Source organism: Devosia sp. Root105 (assembly GCF_001424865.1).
In the GTDB taxonomy this organism is placed as follows: domain Bacteria; phylum Pseudomonadota; class Alphaproteobacteria; order Rhizobiales; family Devosiaceae; genus Devosia_A.
In genome coordinates this window covers 232,198-254,552 of record NZ_LMCR01000017.1, presented here as the reverse complement: position 1 = coordinate 254,552, position 22,355 = coordinate 232,198, and the positions used below count along the sequence as shown (strand labels likewise).

18 protein-coding genes are annotated in these 22,355 nt (G+C 64.9%); 7 read left to right on the top strand and 11 right to left on the bottom strand.

Annotated elements, in window-relative coordinates; genetic code table 11:
• Positions 1-249: 249 nt before the first annotated feature.
• Positions 250-2,592, top strand: a complete 2,343-nt coding sequence (locus ASC68_RS19700) for an EAL domain-containing protein (RefSeq protein WP_156387384.1) — start codon at positions 250-252, stop codon at positions 2,590-2,592.
• An 89-nt stretch (positions 2,593-2,681) separates the two neighbouring features.
• On the opposite strand, the gene ASC68_RS19695 is transcribed toward ASC68_RS19700, so the two are convergent.
• A complete protein-coding gene (locus ASC68_RS19695) occupies positions 2,682-2,954 on the bottom strand; it encodes a DUF2312 domain-containing protein (protein ID WP_055883009.1) in 273 nt (90 codons plus the stop codon).
• A 205-nt stretch (positions 2,955-3,159) separates the two neighbouring features.
• Here ASC68_RS19695 and ASC68_RS28415 point away from each other — a divergent pair, with 205 nt between their 5' ends.
• The 3 genes from ASC68_RS28415 (at position 3,160) to ASC68_RS19680 (ending at position 6,720) form a co-directional block, all read left to right on the top strand.
• Positions 3,160-3,792, top strand: coding sequence for a DUF1036 domain-containing protein (locus ASC68_RS28415; RefSeq protein WP_244488479.1), 633 nt, complete (start codon positions 3,160-3,162; stop codon positions 3,790-3,792).
• Positions 3,789-5,225, top strand: a complete 1,437-nt coding sequence (gene pyk / locus ASC68_RS19685) for a pyruvate kinase (RefSeq protein ID WP_055883008.1) — start codon at positions 3,789-3,791, stop codon at positions 5,223-5,225. Before ASC68_RS28415 ends, pyk begins: the two co-directional genes overlap by 4 nt.
• A 106-nt stretch (positions 5,226-5,331) precedes the next feature.
• Positions 5,332-6,720, top strand: coding sequence for a M20/M25/M40 family metallo-hydrolase (locus tag ASC68_RS19680; RefSeq protein ID WP_055883006.1), 1,389 nt, complete (start codon positions 5,332-5,334; stop codon positions 6,718-6,720).
• Between the two features lie 308 nt (positions 6,721-7,028).
• On the opposite strand, the gene ykgO is transcribed toward ASC68_RS19680, so the two are convergent.
• Positions 7,029-7,154, bottom strand: a complete 126-nt coding sequence (gene ykgO / locus ASC68_RS19675) for a type B 50S ribosomal protein L36 (protein WP_055046235.1) — start codon at positions 7,152-7,154, stop codon at positions 7,029-7,031.
• Positions 7,155-7,309: 155 nt separating this feature from the next.
• Here ykgO and ASC68_RS19670 point away from each other — a divergent pair, with 155 nt between their 5' ends.
• On the top strand, positions 7,310-7,798 hold the full coding sequence (locus tag ASC68_RS19670; RefSeq protein ID WP_055883005.1) for a response regulator: 489 nt from the start codon (positions 7,310-7,312) through the stop codon (positions 7,796-7,798).
• Positions 7,799-7,830: 32 nt separating this feature from the next.
• Here the strand turns inward: ASC68_RS19670 and ASC68_RS19665 are convergent, their stop codons facing one another.
• The 8 genes from ASC68_RS19665 to ASC68_RS19630 form a co-directional block, all read right to left on the bottom strand.
• A complete protein-coding gene (locus tag ASC68_RS19665) occupies positions 7,831-8,838 on the bottom strand; it encodes a dipeptide ABC transporter ATP-binding protein (protein ID WP_055883004.1) in 1,008 nt (335 codons plus the stop codon).
• Positions 8,838-9,821 carry an ABC transporter ATP-binding protein gene (locus ASC68_RS19660; RefSeq protein ID WP_055883002.1) on the bottom strand — a complete coding sequence of 328 codons (984 nt, stop codon included), beginning with the start codon at positions 9,819-9,821 and terminating at the stop codon, positions 8,838-8,840. The genes ASC68_RS19665 and ASC68_RS19660 overlap by 1 nt, the downstream gene beginning before the upstream one ends.
• Before the next feature lie 2 nt (positions 9,822-9,823).
• A complete protein-coding gene (locus tag ASC68_RS19655) occupies positions 9,824-10,741 on the bottom strand; it encodes an ABC transporter permease subunit (RefSeq protein ID WP_082528306.1) in 918 nt (305 codons plus the stop codon).
• Positions 10,741-11,664 carry an ABC transporter permease subunit gene (locus ASC68_RS19650; protein ID WP_055883000.1) on the bottom strand — a complete coding sequence of 308 codons (924 nt, stop codon included), beginning with the start codon at positions 11,662-11,664 and terminating at the stop codon, positions 10,741-10,743. The genes ASC68_RS19655 and ASC68_RS19650 overlap by 1 nt, the downstream gene beginning before the upstream one ends.
• A gap of 105 nt (positions 11,665-11,769) precedes the next feature.
• Complete coding sequence (locus tag ASC68_RS19645) at positions 11,770-13,386, bottom strand: peptide ABC transporter substrate-binding protein (RefSeq protein WP_244488478.1); 1,617 nt, start codon at positions 13,384-13,386, stop codon at positions 11,770-11,772.
• A gap of 200 nt (positions 13,387-13,586) precedes the next feature.
• Positions 13,587-14,870: an acetyl-CoA C-acetyltransferase gene (locus tag ASC68_RS19640; RefSeq protein WP_055882998.1), complete on the bottom strand. Its 1,284-nt coding sequence runs from the start codon at positions 14,868-14,870 to the stop codon at positions 13,587-13,589.
• Position 14,871: 1 nt separating this feature from the next.
• On the bottom strand, positions 14,872-16,842 hold the full coding sequence (locus ASC68_RS19635; RefSeq protein ID WP_055882996.1) for a 3-hydroxyacyl-CoA dehydrogenase NAD-binding domain-containing protein: 1,971 nt from the start codon (positions 16,840-16,842) through the stop codon (positions 14,872-14,874).
• A gap of 73 nt (positions 16,843-16,915) precedes the next feature.
• Positions 16,916-19,402 (bottom strand): acyl-CoA dehydrogenase, encoded by a 2,487-nt coding sequence (locus ASC68_RS19630; protein WP_055882994.1) that lies wholly within the window; start codon positions 19,400-19,402, stop codon positions 16,916-16,918.
• A 388-nt stretch (positions 19,403-19,790) separates the two neighbouring features.
• Here ASC68_RS19630 and ASC68_RS19625 point away from each other — a divergent pair, with 388 nt between their 5' ends.
• Both ASC68_RS19625 and ASC68_RS19620 read left to right on the top strand, forming a co-directional pair.
• Entirely contained in the window at positions 19,791-21,506 is a 1,716-nt protein-coding gene (locus tag ASC68_RS19625; RefSeq protein ID WP_082528305.1) for a long-chain fatty acid--CoA ligase, read from the top strand.
• Positions 21,493-21,882, top strand: a complete 390-nt coding sequence (locus ASC68_RS19620; RefSeq protein ID WP_055882993.1) for a MerR family transcriptional regulator — start codon at positions 21,493-21,495, stop codon at positions 21,880-21,882. The genes ASC68_RS19625 and ASC68_RS19620 overlap by 14 nt, the downstream gene beginning before the upstream one ends.
• Positions 21,883-22,098: 216 nt before the next feature.
• Here ASC68_RS19620 and ASC68_RS19615 read toward each other — a convergent pair whose 3' ends face one another.
• Positions 22,099-22,353 carry a UvrB/UvrC motif-containing protein gene (locus tag ASC68_RS19615; RefSeq protein ID WP_082528304.1) on the bottom strand — a complete coding sequence of 85 codons (255 nt, stop codon included), beginning with the start codon at positions 22,351-22,353 and terminating at the stop codon, positions 22,099-22,101.
• Between the last annotated feature and the right edge of the window lie 2 nt (positions 22,354-22,355).

Here is a 22,355-nt window from a genome sequence, read left to right as displayed (position 1 = left end):
TCGCCACTGCAGGCTTTTCAGGTGCAGTTGCGGACTTTTCCGGTTGGAAAGCGAGACGAATCAAGGGCCTGGGGGCGTCTCAGCCCCGCCTGCTGCCGTCCGGCCAAACACCTACGCAGTTATACCTGCAGTGCTCCAGACGGCTGATTCACCCATGCGACAAACCGATGGCGGTTCGGAGGAGCGGGTAATCGTCTGTTCACTCGCGATGCGAACTATCGCCGGCATCGAAGTATCCGGGGGCGCCTGTTGCAGGCCGTCGTCAACACACTACTGAACAACCATGACATGGCGCTGGTCGTCGTGGCGGCGTTGTTATGCGCGCTCTCGTCGTTCGCCGGAATATCGCTGCTGCACCACGCCCGGCGGACCGCCGGCGGGATGCAGCTGGTGTGGCTGGGCGTCGCGGCGGTTTCCGTCGGCTTCGGCATCTGGGCCACCCACTTCGTCGCCATGCTGGCGTTTCACCCCGGCGTTGCGGTCGGCTACGACCTGCCGACGACATTGGCCTCGCTGTCGCTGGCCATCGCCATTGTCGGCGGCGGACTGTGGTTTGCCGCCGTCGGCACGTCAGCCGGCGACTCTGTCCTCGCCGGCGCGGTGGTCGGGCTCGGCATTTCCGCCATGCACTATACCGGCATGGCGGCGGTAATCGTCGGCGGCGGCATCCTCTGGGACGGCAATCTCGTCGCGTTTTCAATCCTGACCGGCATGGCGCTGGGCGCTGCAGCGCTGTGGCTGGCGCGCGCCTCGACGCTGCGCGGCCGCGTCGGCGCGCCGGTTCTGCTCACCCTCGCCATCTGCGCCATGCATTTCACCGCCATGGGCGCCGCCGGCTTCGCCGACTGCTATTCGATCGTCGCCGAGGGCACCCCGACCTGGCTCTGGCTGGTGCTGTCGCTCGCCTCGACCGTCATCCTGGGCCTCGCCATGGGCGGCACCCTGCTCGACCTCAGGGACCGGCGTCACAGCGCTGAAAGCGTGCGGATGCGCGAACTGGCGGACGCCGCGGTCGAAGGCATCGTCATTGTGCGGCAAGGCACGATCAGCGCCACCAATCGCAGTTTCAGGCAATTGGTGGGCTCCGAGGCCGATGCCAGCGGTCGGCCGCTGCTCGATTTTCTCGACGCCACTGCTTGCGAGGCGCTCGATCGCACTGCCAACGCCACCATCGACGCCGCGCTGAAAGTCGCCGGCGGCGATGTCCCGGTCGAGGCGGTGGCGCATGAGATCGAATTTCAGGGCGTGCGGCAGCGGGCCATCGCCATCCGCGATGTGTCGGTCCGCAAGCAGGCCGAAGACCACATCCGCTTCCTCGCCCACCACGATGCGCTGACCGGGCTGCCCAACCGGGTGAGCTTCGGCCGGCGGCTGAACGAAACCATCGACCGGGCCCGCAGTGACGGCCAGAGCTGCAGCGTGCTGTGCCTCGACCTCGACAAGTTCAAGGAAGTAAACGACCTCTACGGCCACGCGGCCGGTGATGCGCTGTTGCGCCGGGTCGGGTTGATCCTGCAGCGCGAGGTGACGGAGATCGGCTATCCGGCGCGACTGAGCGGCGACGAGTTCGCCGTGGTCCTCAACGCCACCGAGAGCCTCGATGCCGCCAACCGCGTAGCGCAGCGTTTACTGCAGGCGTTTGCCCACGATGTCGCCGAGACCGCAGACGACGCCGTGATCTCCGCTTCGATCGGCATCGCCTCCTTCCCCGGCGACGCCGAGAGCGCCGAGCAGCTGATGTCGGCCGCCGACATGGCGCTTTACCGGGCCAAGCAGGAGGGGCGCGGCGGCTATCGGCTGTTCGAAGCGGCGATGAACGACGAACTGCGGGACCGCCGGCTGGTCGCCAATGACCTGGCGGATGCTGCCGACGCGGGACAGCTCGACCTCGCATACCAGCCGCAGGTTGATCTCGCATCCGGCGACGTCACCGGGTTCGAGGCGCTGCTCCGCTGGCATCATCCGCAGCGCGGTGACGTATCACCCGGCGTCTTTGTGCCCATTGCCGAGGAGAACGGGCTGATCCTTGGGATCGGCGAATGGGTGCTGCGGACCGCCTGCGCGGAGGCGGCCGGCTGGCGGGTACCGCTCGGCATCTCGGTGAACGTTTCGGCAGCGCAGATCCACAATCCGGCCTTCGCCCGGCTGATCCACGAAGTGCTGATCGAAACCGGCCTCTCTCCGGCGCGGCTGGAGATCGAGGTAACCGAAACCGCGCTGGTGCGCGACCTGGTGCGGGCGGTGACGACGCTGCGGCAGGTACGGGCGCTCGGGGTGCGCGTCGCCATCGACGATTTCGGCACCGGCCACTCGTCGCTGACCCACCTCAGCGCGTTCCCGTTCTCGCGCATCAAGCTCGACCAGTCGTTCGTCAGGACCTTCGACCGCAACCCGCAATCGGCAGCAATCGTCCACGCCGTCGTCGAGCTCGGGCGCTATCTCGGCACCCCGGTGGTCGCCGAAGGCGTCGAGCGGCAGGAAGAGCTGGCCTTCCTTCGGGCGGAAGGCTGCGCCACTGCACAGGGCTTTCTGTTCGGCCACCCCGCGCCAATCGCTACTTACGTCGGCCTGCAGACCCGCAAGGCCAGCTAGGGCGCTTCCGCAAAACAAAGGCCGCCCGATGGGCGGCCCTCGTTCCGTCTCGTGCGGCGGCGCTTACTCGTCGTCGCCCAGCGCGACGCTTACTCGTCGTCGCTCGGCGCGGCCGCCATGCCCAGCGCGGTGAGGTAGAGCTCGAGCAGCGCTTCCTGCTCCATGCGCTCGGCATGGTCCTGCTTGCGGATCGACACGATCTTGCGCAGCACCTTGGTGTCGAAGCCGTTGCCCTTGGCTTCGGCATAGACTTCCTTGATGTCACCGGCGATTGCGGCCTTCTCTTCCTCGAGCCGCTCGATGCGTTCGATGAAGGCCTTGATCTGGTCCTGGGCGACGCTATCGGGGGAGACGGTTGCCATAGTCGAATTCCTCTTCGTTTCGGCCCCCGTTCAACCCGTTCGTCGACGCTCGTTCAAGCCCATTCGACATCAATCCACATCGCGTGGTGATGAGGTTCGTAATTCCGACAAAAGCCGCGTTTACCGGTTGACAGCGAGCGGAGCGCTGAGCACAAACACCTCGCGCGCTGCAAACGATTTCAGGCAATCCAACCCGGACGGTCCATTGCGCTACATCCTGGCCATCGCTGGTGTGCTCGCCGCCGCGTTCGTAGCCATCACCATCTGGATTTTCCTGCCGCGTGCCGACGCGCCGCTCAGTGCTGCTTCGGCGCAAGCGCAGCAGGCCCAGTCTGCAACCGCGGCTGACCAGAACGCCGAAACCGGCGAAGGCAGCTTCCGCGTCTGCAACGAGACCGGCAACAAGGTCTCCGTCGCCTTCGGCTACCGCGCCGAGAAGGGCTGGCAATCGGAAGGCTGGTGGGTGGCCGAACCCGATAACTGCGTCACCATCTATCGCGGCAACCTCGAAGCCCGCCGCTACTACTATGTGTATGCCGCCGACGATGTCAGCGGCGGCGCCTGGGACGGCAGCGTGTTCATGTGCACCCGCGACGAGACCTTCACCATCTTCGGTGTTGAGGATTGCCTGGCGCGCGGCTACGAACGCACCGGCTTCTTCGAAGTCGATACCAACAATCGCAGCGACTGGACGTTGCAGCTGACCGATGGCGAGGTCGTGAGCGGCGACACCGACGCCTCCGGCGAAACCGTTCCACTCGAGGGCGACCTGCCTACCGACGGCGGCGACCAGCCGGCCGACGACACTCCTACTGATGAAGGTGCAGATTCCGAATGAAACGCTTGAGACGCGTGAAGATCGTCGCCACCCTGGGCCCCGCGTCCAATGACGAAGCCACGATCGAGAAGCTGGCGCGTGCCGGTGCGGACGTCTTCCGCATCAACATGAGCCACGCCAGCCATGAGCTGCTGAAGCAGACCGTCGGCTATATCCGCAATGTCGAGGCGCGGCTGCACCACCCGATCGGTATCCTGGTCGACCTGCAGGGCCCGAAGCTGCGTGTCGGCCGTTTCGCCGAAGGCGCGGTGCAACTGGTCGCCGGTGGCAAATTCACCCTCGACAGCTCGGAAGCTCCAGGCACTGCCGAGCGCGTGTTCCTGCCGCACCCGGAAATCCTCGAGTCCGTCTCGGTGGGCGATCGCCTGCTGCTCGATGACGGCAAGCTCCAGCTCCGCGCCACCAAAGTCGGCGGCGGGCAGGTCGAGACCGAGGTGATTTATGGCGGCAAGCTGAGCGACAAGAAGGGCGTGAGCCTGCCCGATACGCTGTTGCCGATGGGCGCGCTGACCGAGAAGGACCACGCCGACCTGTTGAAGGGCCTCGAGGCGGAAGCCGACTGGATCGCCGTCAGCTTCGTGCAGCGGCCCGAAGACATCATCGATATCAGGAAGATCGTCCAGGGCCGCGCCGGCGTCATGGCCAAGATCGAGAAGCCGCAGGCGGTGGAACGGCTCGAGGAGATCATCAAGCTCTGCGACGCCTTCATGGTGGCGCGCGGCGATCTCGGCGTGGAAATGCCGCTCGAGCAGGTCCCGGGCCTGCAGAAGCGCATGATCCGTATCGCCCGCCGCTACGGCAAGCCCGTGGTGGTGGCGACCCAGATGCTGGAATCGATGATCACCTCGCCGGTGCCGACCCGCGCCGAAGTCTCGGACGTGTCGATTGCCGTGTTCGAAGGCGCTGACGCCGTCATGCTCTCGGCCGAAAGCGCCTCGGGCCAGTACCCGGTCGAAGCCGTGGCGATGATGAACAAGGTTGCCGTGGCGGTCGAAGGCGATCCGAACTATCGCGGCATCATCCGCGCCCAGGCCGCCGAGCCCGAGGCGACTGCTGCCGATGCCATCTCAGCGGCGACCCGTCAGGTGGCCGAGACGCTCGATCTGGCGGCCATCGTCACCTACACCTCGTCCGGCTCGACCGCCATCCGCGCGGCCCGCGAGCGGCCTTCAAAGCCGATCCTGGCGCTGTCGCCGAACCTCCGCACAGTCCGCCGCCTCTCGGTGGTGTGGGGCATCCACTGCGTGGAATCGCCCGATGCGGTGAACCTCGAGGACATGGTCGATCGCGCCTGCGTCATCGCCTACAACGAGGGCCTCGCCCGCCCCGGCGACCGCATCGCCATCACCGCCGGCATCCCGCTTGGAACGCCCGGGGCGACCAACATGCTGCGCATTGCCTTCGTCCGCCAGGATGGCGCCGGATCCTCTTGATCCTGTCTGCCCAGGCTGTACCTTCTCGATCCCTCCCCCCTAGGAGACGCGATAGCGTCCCCTACCCTGGGGGAGGGATTTTCGCTTTCAGTAATGGATTGCCCTGATGTCCACCGCCCTCGACGCCGCCCTTGCCCATGCCGACGCCCATCTCGACGACAGCGTCGCGCGGCTGCAGACGCTGGTGGCCATCAAGTCGATTTCCACCGACCCGGCCTATACCGGCGAGGTGCATAAAGCCGCGAACTGGCTGGCGGCCGATCTCGACGCGCTGGGCTTTGATGCTTCGGTGCGCCCGACCCCGGGACACCCGATGGTGGTGGCGCATGATCAGTCAGCTGACGGACCGCACGTGCTGTTCTATGCCCACTACGATGTGCAGCCGGTCGATCCGCTGAACCTCTGGGCCACCGACCCGTTCACCGCGACGCTGACGAAGGGCGAGGACGGCGAGACCCGCATCGTCGGGCGCGGCACCTCCGACGACAAGGGGCAGCTCCTGACCTTCGTCGAGGCCTGCCGCGCCTGGAAGGCGGTCAACGGCCCGCTGCCGATCAAGGTGACGCTGTTCTTCGAGGGCGAGGAAGAGTCGGGCGGTAAGAGCCTGCCGGGCTTCCTCGAGGCCAACAAGGCCGAGCTCGGTGGCGCCGATATCGCACTGGTCTGCGACACCGACCTGTGGAACCGCGACACCCCGGCCATCGTCACCTCGCTGCGCGGCCTGGTTGGCGAAGAGGTGGTGATCACCTGCGCCAGCCATGACCTCCATTCCGGCATGTACGGCAATGCCGCCCGCAACCCGATCCAGGTGCTGGCCGACATCATCGCCTCGCTGCGCAATCCCGATGGCAGCGTGGCGCTGGAGGGCTTTTACGATGATGTCGCCGAACTGCCGCCCGAGATCGCGGCGCAGTGGAAGCGCCTGCCCTACGACGAGGCAGCCTTCATGCGCGGCGCCGGGCTGACCACGCCGGCTGGCGAACAGGGGCGCTCGGTGCTCGAGCAGACCCGCGCCCGCCCGACCTGCGAGATCAACGGCATCACCGGCGGCTATACCGGCGACGGCTTCAAGACGGTGATCCCGGCCAAGGCCAGCGCCAAGATCTCGTTCCGGCTGGTGTCCGGCATGGATCCGAAGAAAATCCGCGCGGCGTTCCGCAAGCACGTCACCGACCGGCTACCGCCCGACGCCACTGCGAGCTTCCATGAGCATGGCGGCGCACCGGCCGTGTCGGTGCCGACCGACGGCCCGTTCGTCGCCAAGGCCGCGGCGGCGCTGAAGGATGAGTGGGGCAATGAGGCAGCTTTGATCGGCTCAGGTGGCTCGATCCCCGTAGCCGGCGAATTCAAGAAGACCCTCGGGCTCGATACGCTGCTGATCGGCTTCGCGCTCGACGACGACCGCATCCACTCGCCCAACGAGAAGTACAACCTCACGAGCTTCCACAAGGGCATTCGCTCGTGGCTGAGGATCATCGCGGGGTTCGCGGAGTAGGCGTTAGACCGACCGCTGACTGATAGAGACGGCCCCCTCCCGGCCTCCCCCATAAAGGGGGAGGTGAAGAGTCGAGGCTCTGTCTTCGATCGTGCCAAAAACACCGGCAGGGCACCTCCCCCTTTATGGGGGACTTCGAACCGTCCCGCAGGGCAAATCGCTCCAGTGGAGCGATTTGAGGCGAGAAGGCCATGAGAGCTACGCTCGAATGGCAAAGGAGGGGGCCGTCTGCTGCAGTCTTGCACCCCAAACAGCAAAAAGCCCGCTTTCGCGGGCCTTTCAAACTACGTGCAGTCGTGAGCAGCAGCTCAGCCCTGGCGGGCCTTGTAGCGCTTGTCCACCTTGTTGATGATGTACACGCGGCCGCGGCGGCGCACGAGCTTGTTGGCGCGATGGCGACCCATCAGAGCCTTGAGCGAATTGGTGACTTTCATGCCGAACCTCGGAACTGAAATAAAAACAGGCGCCGCGCGCCCTCGAATTGGGGCCGTGATTAAGGGCAAAAACCCTTGCTGTCAACGCCCTTCCGCCGGTTTTCCGGGCTATGGCGGTTAACCGGGCGGCAAGGCGCCAGTGCGACACTCGCCGAATGCAGAAACCCAGCTTTTCCAAGCTCGATGTGCTCGTGGTCGATCCCTCGCCGCACATGGGAGCGCTGATCGGCCAGATGCTGCGCCACCTCAAGGTGCGCCGCATCGATGAGGTGCAAAGCTCCGACGGCGCAGCCATGCTGCTGCAGACCCACCGCTTCGGCGCCATCATGATGAACGACGTGCTGGCGCCGATGAGTGGCGTCGCCGTGGTGAAGGCGCTGCGCGCCGCGTCCGAGGGGCTGAACCGCGACACCCCGGTGATCATGATGTCGGCCGCTCCCGATGCCGCCGAGATCGCCACCGCGCGCGATGCCGGCGTCACCGAGTTCCTGCGCAAGCCATTCGCCACCCAGCACATCGAAACTCGGCTGGTCGCCATCCTCGCGGCGCCCCGCGCCTTCATCGAAGCCAAGGCCTTTGTCGGCCCGGACCGCCGGCGCAAGCGCGCCGACCACAAGGGCGGCGAGCGCCGTTCGAGAGGCTAGGTTCCTGCCCTTCTCCCCTGAGGGGCAGTAGCTCAACCGCCTGGCTTGAGGTCGAGCTCCTGCCAGCGGATGCAGGCGACGCGTCGCCCATTGGCGAGCGTTTCGAGCGGCGGCCTGACCTGGGCGCAACGTTCCTCCGCATAGCGGCATCGCGTCCGGAACGTGCAGCCCGAGGGCTGGTTGATCGGCGACGGAATTTCGCCCACCAGCCCCTCGATGGTGCGTTGTCGCGCCCGTTTCGGATCGGGGATCGGCACCGCCGTCAGCAGCGCCCTGGTATAGGGGTGCTTGGGATCGTCATAGAGGTCGTCGCCATCGGCGAGTTCGACGATGCGGCCGAGATAGAGCACGAGAATGCGGTCGGAAACGTGCCGCACCACGCTCAGATTGTGCGAGATGAAGATCAGCGTCAGCCCGAACTCATCTTTGAGATCGCTGAGCAGATTGAGAATTTGGGCCTGGATCGAGACATCGAGCGCCGACACCGGTTCGTCGCAGACGATCAGCTTGGGCTCGCTGATCAACGCCCGGGCGATGCCGATGCGCTGCGCCTGCCCGCCCGAGAACTCGTGCGGGTAGCGGTTGATCATTTCCGGCAGGAGGCCGACCGCCTCCATGGTCCGCAGCACCCGCTCGCGCCGGCCCTTGGCGTCGATCTCGGGCATCAGCGTCCTGAGCGGATCGGCAATGATCTCGCCCACGGTCATCCGCGGGTTGAGCGAGGCCAGCGGATCCTGGAAGATGATCTGCAAGTCGCGACGCTTCTGCCGCATCTGTTCGGCCGGCAGCTTGGTGATGTCCTGCCCCAGCCACAACACGCGCCCCTCGTCGGGGGCCAGCAGCTGCAGGATGCAGCGCCCGAGGGTTGATTTGCCGCAACCGCTTTCCCCCACGATACCAAGCGTTTCGCCCCGCTTCACGGTGAAGCTGATGTCCTGCAGGGCGCGCAGCTGGAAGGGCTTGGCGAACAGGCCGGCGGAGATGGAGAAGTTCTTCGAGAGGTTCTCGATCTTCAGCAAGTCTTCGGTACGATCAAGCATTATGCGACCGCCTCATACTTGAGTTCGCCCTGGTACCAGCAGGCCTTTTCGCGCACGTCCTCCACCGGCAGCAGCGGCGGTCGTTCTTCGAAGCAGCGCTCGAAGCGGAAAGCGCAGCGTGGGTGGAAGGCGCAGCCTTTGGGCAGGTGCTCGAGGCTGGGCGGCAGACCCTGGATCGGGTCGAGGCGCTTGGCGCGCTTGGCCACATGCGGCGTCGAGTGCAGCAGCCCCAGCGTATAGGGATGGCGCGGGTCGTAGAACAGCGTGTCGGTCGGTCCCTTCTCGATGCAGCGGCCGCCATACATCACCATCATCCGATCGGCGACGCCGGCGACCACGCCCAGATCATGGGTGATCAGCACCAGCGCGGTGCCGAAATCATTAGTGAGGTTCTTGAACAGGTCGAGCATCTGCGCCTGCACGGTCACGTCGAGCGCGGTGGTCGGCTCGTCCGCGATCAGCACCTTGGGTTTGCAGAGCAGCGCCATGGCGATCATCACACGCTGCCGCATGCCGCCCGAGAGCTCGTGCGGATAGGCATTGGCCCGCTTCACCGGTTCGGGGATGCCGACCCGCTCCAGCATCTCGATCACGGCGCGGTTGGCCTTCTCGGCGGTGTAGCCCTGATGGCGCACCAGCACCTCGGCCAGCTGCGTCTTGACCTTGAGCGTCGGGTTCAGCGAGGTCATCGGATCCTGGAAGATCATCGCGATGTCCTTGCCGCGATAACGGTCCAGCCGGTCGGGTGACATGCCGATGAGGTTCACATCGCCGAGCATGGCGCGGCCTGAGGCTTTGCCGTTGCGGGCGAGCAGCCCCATGATGGAGAGGAAGGCCTGGCTCTTGCCGGAGCCGCTCTCACCCACCACGGCGAGCGTTTCACCCTCGGCGAGGGTGAAATCGAGGTCGGAAACTGCCTTCACCTCGGATTGGTGCAGCGCGAAAGTTACGTCGAGATTGTCGACGACAAGCACATCGGCCATGTCTATCGGTCCTTGGGGTCGAGTGCGTCACGCAGGCCGTCGCCCAGGTAGGACAGGCAGAGCAGCGTGACGACGAGGATGGCGGCGGGCGTGAACAGCATCCAGGGCAGCGACTCGGCAACCGGCGCGCCGAACGAGATCAGCGTGCCGAGCGAGGTCTGCGGTTCCTGTACGCCGAGGCCGAGATAGCTCAGGAAGCTCTCGGTGATGATGATCTCGGGAATGGTGAGCGTCGCATAGATCACCACCGGACCGGTGAGGTTGGGCACGATGTGGCGGAAGATGATGGTGAAGGGCCCTGCTCCACCGGCCTTCGCCGCCTCGATGAACTCGCGCTGCTTGATCGACAGCGTCTGCCCGCGCACGATACGCGCCATGGTCAGCCACTCGAGGCAACCGATGCCCACGAACAGCAGCACCGGCGAGCGCCCGAAGATCACCACCAGGATGATGACGAACAGGATGTAGGGCAGCGCGTACATGATATCGACGAAGCGCATCATGATGGCGTCGACCTTGCCGCCGAAATAGCCGGCAATGGCGCCATAGAGGATGCCGATCGCCACCGACACGAAGGTAGCGACGGCCGCCACCAGCAGCGACATCTGCGTGCCCTGCAGGGTGCGGGCCAGCATGTCGCGGCCGTTCTGGTCGGTGCCGAAATAGTGGCCCTTGGCCCAGTCCGGCGGCTTGCGGATGCCGGCCCAGTCGATCTTGTCATAGGCCCAGGGCAGGAAGTACGGCCCGATCAGTGCGAACAGCACGATGGCGATCAGGACGAAGATCGAGACCAGGGCGGCCTTGTTGTTGAACAGGCGCCTCAGCGCATCCTGGGTCAGCGAGCGCCCCTTGGGCGCCTCGGCCGCCAGTGCGTTGGCGTAGGCGGTCAGCGCCGCGTCCTTGCCAGTAATCCCGGCCATCAGCGGTACCTCACCTTGGGATCCAGCCAGGCGTAGAGGATGTCGACGAGCAGGTTCAGCGCCAGGATGATGAAAACGTAGAGAATGGTGGTGCCGAGCACGAGCCCGTAATCACGGTTCAGCGCGGCGGTAATGAAGTACTTGCCGATCCCCGGCAGCGAAAACACCTGCTCCACCACCAGCGAACCGGTGAGGAGGTAGGAGAGGCCGGGCCCCAGATAGGAGACCACCGGCAGCAGCGCCGGCTTCAGCGCGTGCCGAGCCAGGATCAGCCTGGTGCCGAGGCCCTTGGACCTGGCAGTGCGCACATAATTGGTGCCCAGCACCTCGATCATCGAGCCACGCACCAGTCGGGCGACGCGCCCGCCATGCGGCAGCGCCAGGATGAAGACGGGCAGCACCAGGTGGATCAGTGAGCCGGGCTGGTAGCCACCCACCGGCAGCCACTTCAGGTACACCCCGAAGAACAGCTGCACCAGGTTCGCCATCAGGAAGTTCGGGATGATGATGCCGACCAGCACAATGGCGACCAGGAGGTAATCGGGCCACTTGTTCTGGTTCACCGCGGCGACCGCACCGGCGATCATGCCGCCGATGGTGCCGACGATGAAGGCGGAAAAGCCGAGCGTCAGGGTGAAGGGCAGCCCGATACCGATGAGGCGCGAGACGTTGAAATCCTTCATCACCATCGAGGGGCCGAAATCGCCGCGCAGCACCCCGCCGATATAGCCGAAGAACTGCATGATCAGCGGTTCGTCGAGATGGTAGTAAGCGCGCAGGTTCTTCAGCTGATCGGGTGGCAGCGCGCGTTCACCATCGAAGGGACCGCCGGGCGCCAGCCGCAAAATGAAGAAGCAGACCGTAATCGTGATGAGCACGATCGGAATAGCCGTAAGCACGCGCCTGAGCGCATAACCGAACATGTTGTGTGTGACCTTTCCCGCCAGCCCGCGGGGCAACGCCGTAAGCCGGCGGCAAAATGCAATCTGGGACCGCGGGGGTCAGCCCCGCGGTCCCTGTTGAGCCGGTTATTCCGACTTAGTCATCCAGCGGACACGGTGAATGTCCTTGGCGTTGTCTTCGAAGCCCGTAACCTTGGGCGAGACGACGTTCTTGGACACGTACCAGTAGATCGGGATGGCCGCAAAGGCGTCCATGGCGATCTTTTCGGCTTCGTGCATCTGGCCGGCGCGCTTGACCAGGTCCAGCTCGCTGGAGGCTGCGGTCATCAGCTCATCGAACTTGGCGTCCGAATAGCGGCCGTAGTTGTTGCCCCAGTTGATGGTGCCGTCGCTGCCCTTGGTGCCGGTCTTCAGCAGGTCAAGGGTGTTGGACGGATCATCATAGTCGAGCAGCCAGCCGGCGCGGCCGACATTGTAGTCACCGGCGCGCAGCGCATCGTAGTGCACGGCGGTTTCGGCGTTGAACAGTTCGACTTCGACGCCGATCTGCTTCCACATGTCGGAGATGGCCACGGCGATGCGCTGGTGGTTCTCATTGGTGTTGTAGCGCAGCTGCAGCTTCAGCGGCTTCTCCGGCGAGTAACCGGCCTCAGCCATCAGCTTCTTGGCTTCCTCGACGCGCTGGTCATAGGGCATCTCGGCCCAATCCGGCGCATAGGGGGTGCCTTCGTAGTTGCCGGTGCCCGGCGGGACCCAGCCATAGGCCGGCAGTTCGCCGGTGCCCAGCACGTCCGGACCGATCACATCACGCAGCACCGAGATCGAGAGGGCCTTGCGGATGTTGATGTTGTCCAGCGGCGGCTTTTCCTGGTTCAGCACGTAGTAGTAGATGCCCAGGAACGGCGCCACGTGGGCCTGGCCCGGGTAGTTGTCCTGCAGGAACTTGTACTGGTCGGCGGGAAAGTCGGTGAGGATATCGAGCTCGCCGGCGCGATAGCGGTTCAGCGCCGCGGTCAGGTCCTCGGTGTTGTCCCAGCGGATCTCGTCGATCTTCAGGGTGTCCTTGCCGTAATAGCTGTCGGACTTGACGCCACGCAGGTACGAACCCGGCACCCACTCGACGATCTTGTAGGGGCCGTTGCCGACGATGTTCTCCGGCTGCGTCCACTGGTCGCCGAACTTCTCGATGATATCCTTGCGGATCGGGAAGGCAGTGTAGTGCGTGAGCGCGTCGAGGAAGAACGGCGTCGCCGCTTCGAGCGTGATCTCGAGGGTCTTGTCGTCGACGGCCTTCACACCGAGCTGGCTGAAATCGGTGATCTCACCGGCCGCGATCTTGGACGAGTTCTTGATCGGGTACTGTAGATACGCGTACTCGGACGCGGTCTTGGGGTCGAACAGGCGCTGGAAGGCGTCGACCCAGTTCTGCGCCGTCACCGGCACGGCATCGGACCACACGGCATCGCCGCGGATCTTGAAAGTGTAGACGAGGCCATCGTCGGAGATGGTCCACGATTCCGCCTGGCCGGCGACTGCCTTGGCCTGGGCGTCCTCGGTCACGAGGCCTTCGAGATACTCGGAAACGATACGATTCTCCCAGTCGCCCGAAACCTTGTGCGGGTCGAGCGAGCCGGGCTCGCCGCCATTGCCCAGGTTGAGCGTCACGGCGAGAGCCGCGCTCGACATCATCAGCGCTAACGCGCCGGCGGTCGTCACCGCTTTGAGGACCTGTGTTATTTTCATTCTTGTCCCATCTCCATGAAAGACATTTCCTGACGGGCACGGCGATTAGCATGCCATGCCTCTTTTTGTGCCGACTGGTCGGAACCGCCGGATTGGGTACGGACCCTATGGCATCAGGTTTTCGCTGACAAGCGGGACATTGACGTAAGCGTCAAGTGTTACACGAGCCGTGGGAAACTATACTTGGCTGTGGATAGTTCTCATGCCGCGCGCTCGACCAGCGCCGTCACGCCCATGCCGCCGGCCGTGCAGACCGAGATCAGGGCGCGCTGCTTTTCGGTGCTGTTGAGCAGCTTGGCGGTGAGGCCGAGGATGCGGGCGCCGGTGGCGGCGAACGGGTGGCCATAGGCGAGGCTCGAGCCCTTCTGGTTGATCTTCTCCGGGTCGATCTCGCCCAGCGGAGTTTCGCGGCCAAGGACGTTCCGGTTGTAGTCGGGGTCGCGCCAGGCCTTGAGCGTCGCCAGCACCTGCGCGGCAAACGCCTCATGGATTTCGAACAGGTCGATATCATCGAACGTCAGGTTGGAGCGGCGCAGCATTTCCGACGCGGCAATGGTCGGCGCCATCAGCAGGCCCTCGCCGTGGGCGAAATCGTTGGCCGCCACCTGGCCGAGCGTAAGGTAAGCGAGCACCGGCAGGCCACGCGCTTTGGCCCACTCCTCGCTGGCCAGCAGCACCGAAGCGGCGCCATCGGTCAGCGGCGTGGAGTTGGCGGCGGTGAGCGTCCCCTTGCCCGAGCTCTTGTCGAAGGCCGGCTTCATCGTCGCCATCTTCTCGAGGCTGGTATCGGCGCGGACATTATTGTCCTTCAGCACGCCGGCGAACGGCACGATCAGGTCATCGTGGAAACCCTCGTCATAGGCGCGGGCGGCGTTCTGATGGCTCTTGAGCGCCAGCGCGTCCTGCTCCTCGCGGGTGATCCCCCATTGCCGGGCCATCAGCTCGCAATGCTGGCCCATCGACAACCCGGTACGCGGCTCCTGCGTCGAAGGCGCGATCGGCGTCAGCTCGCCGAGATTGAAGCCTCTGAACACCTTGAACTTCTCGCCGGTGGTGCGGGCCCGGCTGAGCTCGATCATCCGGTGCTGGAACTTGTCGCCGAACACCACCGGGCTATCCGAAACCGTGTCGGAGCCGGCGGCGATGGCGCTGTCGATCTCGCCCGTGGCGATCTTGGCGCCGAGGCTGAGCGCTGCCTGCAGCGAGGTACCGCAGGCGATCTGCACATTGGTGCCGGGGGTGCGGGGGGAGAGGCCCGCATCGAGGCTCGCCTCACGGGCGAGGTTGAAGTCGCGGCTGTGGCTCAGCACGGCGCCAGCCATGACTTCGCCGATCGCCTCGCCCTTCAAGTTGTACTTGTCGACGAGCCCGCCCAGCGCCGCGCCGAGCATCGAGAGGTTCCCCTCCTCGGCATAGCCGGTATAGGCGCGTGCGAAGGGAATGCGGGCCGAGCCCACGATGGCGACTTTACGCAGTTCGGCCATCTCAGGCTCTCCCGTCTTTGCGGGCCTGCATCGGCCCTCCGAGGAACGGCGCAAAACCGGTCCCATAGATGACGCCGATATCGGCGAGGTCGGCCGAGGCGACGACGCCCTCGGCCACGGCAATCTCGGTGGCATCGACCAGCGGTTGCACCAGCTCGCGCCCGAGCCCGGCAAGGTCCGGGTGCGGTGGCGCCTCGCCCTTCACCGCCTTGCCGTTGGTCCAGGTATAGAACCCCTGCCCGGTCTTGCGGCCCAGCTTGTTCTCGGCGACCAGCCGGGCGAAATCGCTGGCCGGAGACACCGGACTGCCCAGTTCCTCGGCGACGAACTTGCCGACATCGAGCCCGACTGTGTCCATCAGCTCGATCGGGCCCATCGGCATGCCGAAGGCCACGGCCGCAGCGTCGATCTGCTCCTTGCTGGCCCCACCCTCGACCCGCTGCACGGCGGCGAGCATGTAGGGCATCAGCACCCGGTTGACGAGGAAGCCGCGCGCCGATTTCACCACCACCGGCGATTTGCCGATGGCGAGCGCGAAGCTGGCGCCGCGGGCGATGTCGTCATCGGAGTTGAAGCTCGAGCGGATCACCTCGACCAGCGGCAGCTGCGCCACCGGGTTGAAGAAATGCAGCCCGATCAACCGGCTCGGATTGGTCAGCCCTTCGGCGATGCGTTCGAGCTCGATCGAGGATGTGTTGGTGGCAAGGATCGCTCCGGGCTTGGCCTTGAGCTCGGCGTCGATGAACACCTTGTGTTTGATCTCGAGCTTTTCGACCACCGCCTCGATGATCACATCGGCCCGGGCGATACCCTTGCCGGTCACATCGGCCTCGAGCCGGGCGACAGCATTATCGATCTCGGTCTTCGAACGAAGCCGCTTGCTGAACAGCTTCTTCGCCCGCTCGAGCGCCGGCTTGATGCGCTCCATGTCGAGATCCTGCAGCGTCACGCCCATGCCGCGCAGCGCACACCACGCGGCGATGTCGCCGCCCATGACGCCGGCGCCAACCACGTGGACCCGCCGGAACACCGGCTTGTCCTTGCCGCGCACACCCTGCTTCTTCAGGCTCTCGGAGAGGAAGAACACCCGGCGGAGGTTCTTCGAGGTCGGCGTATCCATCAGCGGCACGAAACGGGCGATCTCGCCCTGCTTCATGGCCCGCCAGTCATTGCCGTGCTCTTCGAACAGGTCGATCAGCGCATAGGGCGCCGGGAAATGCGCCGGGTTGGCTTTCTTGTTTGCCTCTTCGCGCATCTTGTTGGCGATATAGCCGCGCACCGGCCCGAACGCGGCGGCCCGCTTGGCAAGCGGCGCCTCGCTGCTCTTTTTGTTCTGCAGTATCGCCTTGCGGGCTTCCCAGCGCAGCGTGTCGCGGTGGCGGACCAGCTTGTCGACCAGCCCCATGCGCCGGGCCTGCCCGGCGCGCAGCAGCTTGCCAGTGAGCATGATCTGCATCGCATCGACCGGTCCGGCCTGCCGGATCGAGCGCCCGGCCCCGCCAAAGCCGGGGAAGAGGCCGAGATTGACCTCGGGGAAGCCGATCCGCGTCTTGTCGTCGTTGACAGCGATCCGGTAGCGGCAGGCCAGCGCCAGCTCGAGCCCGCCGCCGAGGCAGAAGCCGTGGATGCCGGCGACCACCGGTACTTTCAGGGCTTCGATGCGGTCGAACAGGGCATGCGTGCGCACCAGCGCCGCGTTAAGGACGCCCGGATCGGACATGTCGTCGAACTCGGTGACGTCTGCGCCGGCGATGAAGCCGGAGTCCTTGCCGGATAACAGCACCACGCCCTTCAGCTCGCCACTGTTCACCAACTCTTCGATCGCCGAGACGATGGGGACCAACTCTGCCAAGGCCTCCCGGCTCAGCATGTTCACCGGCGAGTCCGGCGTGTTGATGGTGAGCCAGCCGATGCCCTCGAAATCGAGCTCGAAGCTCCAGGCACGACTTGACGGCATTTGCGGATGGGCCATTTCCGGCTCCTCGTTCTCTAGAGCGCTTTCGAACCGGAAAAGTCTGCGACTTTTCCCGAAACGCTCGGGGTCTCTACTCGGCGGCGGCGTCGATGGCGGCCGGCTCGCGGCGCAACTGCTTGGAGCCGAGTTCATCGAAATCGAAATCGTCGACCTTGATCACCCGGTCGGTCGCCTGGTCGGCGAGCCTGAGCGTTGCGGCCTCGGCTTCGGTCAGGACACCCGCCTCCACCGCATCGCTGATCGCGTCGCGATCGAGCCGGCGCTCGACCACGCCCTTTTTGATCGCCCGCACGAACTTGGTTTCGATCTCGGCGGCGCCGGTGACCTTGAGCAGCGCGTCTTCAAGGACGCCGGTCGGGTCCTTGGGGTCCATCGAGACATAAGTTCCTTTGGTCAACCGGTCGCGGAAAGCGCCGGGCACCATCACCGAGCGCGCCAGCCGATAGGTCTCGCGGTCGGAGGCGGGCTTGGCGTGGCGACCGAGGGGGAACACCAGAACCCGCATCAGGTTCCTGAGCGCGAAGTTCGGGAAGTTGGCGAACACCGCGGCAAAGCTCTGCTCCAGCGAATAGCAGAGGTCGCGAGCGACCGCCTCGACCACCGGCCGGTCTTCGGCGAGCCGCCCGTCATCCTCATAGCGGCGGAGCACCGAGGAGAGCAGGTATAGGTCGGAGAGGATATCGGCCATGCGGCCCGAGAGGCGCTGTTTGCGCTTCAAGTCACCGCCGAGAAACGCCACGGTCCAGTCGCCGCAGAGCGCAAAGCTCTGGCTGTAGCGGCTGAGCTGCTTGTACCAGCGCGCCATCTCGTGATCGACCGGGGTCGAGGCGAAGGCGCCGAAGCTGACGGCATGGAGGAAGCTGCCCACCATGTTGCGCAGCATGAAGCTGACGTGGCCGGCGAAGGCGGTGTCGAAGGCGGCGATGCCGGCCTTCCTGTCCTTGTTCTGCGCCGCCGAGATTTCGGCATAGAGGTATGGGTGCGCCCTGAGCGCCCCCTGGGCGAAGGTGATCAGCGTGCGGGTCAGGATGTTGGCGCCTTCGACGGTGATCGCCACCGGCGTCGTCATGTAGCCCGAGAACAGGTAGTTGGTCGGGCCATCCTGCACGGCGCGGCCGCCATGGATGTCCATGGCGTCGTTGAAGGCAAGCCGCATCGCTTCGGTGGTGCGGTACTTGAGCAGCGCCGACAGCACCGAGGGGCGCTGGCCCTCGTCAACCATCGAGGCGGTGAGGCCGCGCGACGCTTCGTAGGTATAGGCGAAGCGCACCATGCGGCTCAGCGGCTCGGCGACGCCCTCCATCAGGCCCACCGGGATGCCGAACTGCCGGCGGATCCGGGCATAGGCCGAGGTGACGCGCAGCGCGTGCTTGATCGAGACGGTGCCGATGGCCGGCAGCGAGATGGCGCGGCCGGTGGCGAGGCACTCCATCAGCATGCGCCAGCCCTGCCCAGCATATTCGGTACCGCCGATCAGGAAATCCATCGGGATGAAGACGTTGCGGCCCTGGGTCGGGCCGTTCATGAAAGCGGAGCGTGCCGGATAATGCCGGCGGCCGATCTTGACGCCTTTGTGCTTGGCGGGGACCAGCGCCAGCGTGATGCCGATATTGTCGACTTCACCGAGCAGGTGGTCGGGGTCATGGAGATGAAAGGCGAGGCCGAGCAGCGTCGCGACCGGCGCCAGCGTGATGTAGCGCTTGTCCCAGCTGAGCTTCACCCCGAGCGTTTTCTTGCCCTCATACATGTCGTAGCAGACGACGCCGACATCGCGCATGCCCGCCGCGTCGGAGCCCGCATGCGGGCCGGTGAGCGCGAAGCACGGCACTTCCTGCCCCTTCGCGAGGCGGGTGAGGTACTTCTTCTTCTGTTCCTCGGTGCCGTATTTCTCGAGCAGTTCGCCCGGCCCCAGCGAGTTGGGCACCATCACGGTGATCCCTGCAGCGATCGAGCGCGAGGCGATCTTACTGACCACCTGGCTCTGCGCCTGCGCCGAAAAGCCGAGGCCGCCATGTTCGCGGCCGATCAGCATGCCGAGAAAGCCCTGTTCCTTGAGATAGGTCCAGACCGCCGGGGACATGTCGGCGCGGTTGTTGCGCGTGTCCCAGTCGTCGATCATGGCGCAGACTTTTTCGCACGGCCCATCGAGGAAGGCTTGTTCTTCGGTCGATAGGGTGGGCTTTCGCACCCCGAGCAGCTTGCTCCAGTCCGGCCGGCCCGAGAACAGCTCGGCGTCCCAGCCGACGGTGCCGGCATCGAGTGCCTCCTGCTCGGTACGGCTGACGCGCGGCAGGATGGATTTGACGAGGCCGTAGGCCGGGCCGGAGAGCACCGCCTTGCGGATGGGCACGAGGGACAACAGACCGAGGATCGCCGCCGGCAGCAGGGCGAAGACCCAGCCCAGCACGTCCGTCATCAACCAGAGACCATTATCGGTCGAGATGCGGGTCAGCGCCCCGATCAGCAGCGTCGCCACCACCCATTGCCAAAGCGGCGCACGGCGCATTGCCAGCACCGCGAAAAGGGCAATCGACAGGATCAGCAGAGCCCAGACCATGCACGTCTCTCCTCGACCTAGGCGCTTTCAGGAAAAGTTGCAGACTTTTCCGGTTCGAAAGCGTGAAAAGTCAAACACCTGGAGCACTTCGGGAAGTGCTCTAAGTCGTGGCGCATCGTCGATAAGCGAGATGAGCCCCCGCTCAACAACGCACCCGGTCCGATTCTTGTTGCCGATTGTACCGCCCGGGCAGGCGCCATCACCATAAAATAGCAACGGGTGACGTATACGTCAACCAATGGACCTTAGGTGTATGGCGCAACAGCCATCACGTTTCCCTGCCCGCCTCAACTGGATTGCTCGTCGAGCTACGTCGTTGGTTTGACGCTAACGTCAATTGGTGGGATATTTCCCAATAACGGGCGCCAAAAGCCTGAGGAGGAAGAAGATGGCCAACACCAAGGCGGGCGCCACGCGCCCGTGGACCGAGCACTATCCCCCGGGCATTTCCTGGGATGTGCCGATCGACACCACCCCGGTGCACGAGACGATTCTCGCCACCTGCGCCCGCACCCCGGATGCCGATGCGCTGGATTTCCTCGGCAAGAAAACCCGCTTCGGCGAGCTCGCTCGTCTGATCAACGCTTTTGCCGGCGCGCTGCAGAGCGAACTGGGGGTCAAGAAGGGCACCCGCGTCGCGCTGCTCTTGCCCAACACGCCGTTCTACGTCATCGCCTATTACGCCGTGCTGCGGATCGGCGGCATCGTGGTCAACTGCAACCCGCTCTATACGGTCAAGGAACTGAGCCACATCGTCGGCAATTCCGGCGCCGAACTGATGGTAACGCTCGACCTGAAGCTCTTGTTCGACAAGGCCGAGGAGCTGGTCGACGCCGGCCACGTCAAAAAACTCATCGTCTGCCATTTCCCCGATGCCCTGCCGGGCGTGAAGAAGCTGCTCTACAGCCTCGCCAAGGCCAGGGACATGAGCAAGCCGGACAAGAGCCGGATCGCCGCCAAGGTGGTGCATTTCGACAAGCTCATCGACCGCAAGCTGAGCCCGTCGCCGGTGCCGATCGATGCGGCAAAGGACGTGGCGGTGCAGCAATATACCGGTGGCACCACCGGGCTGCCCAAGGGCGCCATGCTCAGTCATGCCAACATTGCGGCCAATCTCAGCCAGATCGACCATTGGGCGCTGGGCTTGTTCAGGGCGCCATCGCGCACCGTCGCGGTGCTGCCGTTCTTCCACATCTTCTCGATGACCGCCTGCCTCAACACGCCGCTGGCGGCGGGTGGCCAGGTGGTGATGCTGCCACGCTTCGAGCTCAAGGCCTTTCTCGACCTGATGAGCCGCACCGGCGCCAACATTCTGGTGGCCGTGCCGACGCTGGTGCAGGCGCTCTCCAAAGCCGGCGACAAGGCCAAGCCGCACTTGGTCTCGGTCGAGGTGACCGTTTCGGGCGGCGCGCCGCTGTCGGACGAAGTGCGCCACAACTGGAGCAAGGTGTCGAACTCCCTGCTCGCCGAAGGTTACGGGCTGACCGAAGCCTCGCCGGTGGTGTGCTGCGCGGCGCTCCGCGTGCCGTCCAAGCCCCTGTCGATCGGTCAGCCGCTGCCCGGCACCGACATCCGTTTCGTCAACATCGAAACCGGCGAGACGGTGCCGCTGGGTGAGCGCGGCGAGCTGCAGGTGAAGGGCCCGCAGGTGATGCTCGGCTATTACAACAACCCCGAGGCGACCAAAGATGCCTTCATGGACGGGTGGCTGCGCACCGGCGACGTCGGCTATGTCGACAGCGATGGCTACGTCTTCCTCGTCGACCGTATCAAGGACCTGATCATCTGCTCCGGCTTCAACGTCTATCCGCGCACTATCGAAGAAGCGATGCTGCACCACCCGGCGGTGGACGAGGTCAACGTCATCGGCGTGCCCGACGAGTATCGCGGCGAAGCACCGGTCGCCTTCGTCAAGCTGAAGCCGGACCAGCAGGCCACCGAAGCCGAACTCAAGAAATTCCTTGCCGAAACGCTCAACAAGATCGAGATGCCCAAGGAAATCATCTTCAAGGACCAGTTGCCCAAGACGCTGATCGGCAAGCTGAGCAAGAAGGAGCTGCGCGAGGAATACGCCCAGCGCAAGAACAAGCATGAACCGGCCTGAATCCGAAAACCGCGATCTGTTCGCCATCGCCGACCTCAGCCAGGAGTTCGGCATCTCGACCCGCGCCATCCGCTTCTACGAGGCCAAGGGTCTGCTCAACCCCGAACGGGTCGGCGGCACCCGTGTGTTCCGCCGCCGCGACCGCGCCCGGCTGATCCTGATCCTGCGCGGCAAGCGGCTGGGATTCTCGCTGCGCGACATCTCGGACTATCTGAGCCTTTACGACGCGCAATCGCAGACCGCCCAGACCAAGCTCCTGGTCGCCAAGGTGGACGAGCGGCTGCATCTGCTCGAGCGGCAGAAGGCCGATCTCGAGACGACGATCGGCGAACTCAGGGAGATCCGCAAGCTGGCAGGGGAGCGGGTCGGGGCTTAGGTTGTTAGAGGATTGAGTTGCACCGGCGAAGCTGGTGGACTTGATCCTTGCCTACCCACCGGCTGTCATCCCAGCGAAAACTGGGACCCAACTCGCCACCTGTGCCAGCGGATAGATGGGTCCCAGCTTTCGCTGGGATGACATCGTGGGTGGGGTGATCGCAGCGCGTCGGCTCGGCCACCGCGCACGTAAGCCCCCAAGGGAGAGGTGAAGAATCTACCGCTTCCGCGGCTTCACATTGGTCATCAGGTCCGGCTTTTTCGGCCGCTTCCAGCCTTTGGGTGGCTCGACCACCGGGACTTGCGTGCCCAAGCCCATTTCGCCCGGTGGCGGCTGGCGCACCGCGCCGCCCTTCAGCGCCGCAATCTCGTCGCGCAGCCGCGCCGCCTTCTCGAAATCCTCGCGGGTAACGGCGGCGAGCATTTCGCCTTCGAGCGCGATGATCTTTCTTTCGATGGCGGCGAGCGACATGT

Coding starts and splice junctions, on each gene's coding strand:
- ASC68_RS19695 (WP_055883009.1), bottom strand. CDS start 2,954: ATGGCAACCGTCTCCCCCGATAGCGTCGCCCAGGACCAGATCAAGGCC.
- pyk (WP_055883008.1), top strand. CDS start 3,789: ATGAAACGCTTGAGACGCGTGAAGATCGTCGCCACCCTGGGCCCCGCG.
- ASC68_RS19680 (WP_055883006.1), top strand. CDS start 5,332: ATGTCCACCGCCCTCGACGCCGCCCTTGCCCATGCCGACGCCCATCTC.
- ykgO (WP_055046235.1), bottom strand. CDS start 7,154: ATGAAAGTCACCAATTCGCTCAAGGCTCTGATGGGTCGCCATCGCGCC.
- ASC68_RS19670 (WP_055883005.1), top strand. CDS start 7,310: ATGCAGAAACCCAGCTTTTCCAAGCTCGATGTGCTCGTGGTCGATCCC.
- ASC68_RS19665 (WP_055883004.1), bottom strand. CDS start 8,838: ATGCTTGATCGTACCGAAGACTTGCTGAAGATCGAGAACCTCTCGAAG.
- ASC68_RS19660 (WP_055883002.1), bottom strand. CDS start 9,821: ATGGCCGATGTGCTTGTCGTCGACAATCTCGACGTAACTTTCGCGCTG.
- ASC68_RS19655 (WP_082528306.1), bottom strand. CDS start 10,741: ATGGCCGGGATTACTGGCAAGGACGCGGCGCTGACCGCCTACGCCAAC.
- ASC68_RS19650 (WP_055883000.1), bottom strand. CDS start 11,664: ATGTTCGGTTATGCGCTCAGGCGCGTGCTTACGGCTATTCCGATCGTG.
- ASC68_RS19645 (WP_244488478.1), bottom strand. CDS start 13,386: ATGAAAATAACACAGGTCCTCAAAGCGGTGACGACCGCCGGCGCGTTA.
- ASC68_RS19640 (WP_055882998.1), bottom strand. CDS start 14,870: ATGGCCGAACTGCGTAAAGTCGCCATCGTGGGCTCGGCCCGCATTCCC.
- ASC68_RS19635 (WP_055882996.1), bottom strand. CDS start 16,842: ATGGCCCATCCGCAAATGCCGTCAAGTCGTGCCTGGAGCTTCGAGCTC.
- ASC68_RS19630 (WP_055882994.1), bottom strand. CDS start 19,402: ATGGTCTGGGCTCTGCTGATCCTGTCGATTGCCCTTTTCGCGGTGCTG.
- ASC68_RS19625 (WP_082528305.1), top strand. CDS start 19,791: ATGGCCAACACCAAGGCGGGCGCCACGCGCCCGTGGACCGAGCACTAT.
- ASC68_RS19620 (WP_055882993.1), top strand. CDS start 21,493: ATGAACCGGCCTGAATCCGAAAACCGCGATCTGTTCGCCATCGCCGAC.
- ASC68_RS19615 (WP_082528304.1), bottom strand. CDS start 22,353: ATGTCGCTCGCCGCCATCGAAAGAAAGATCATCGCGCTCGAAGGCGAA.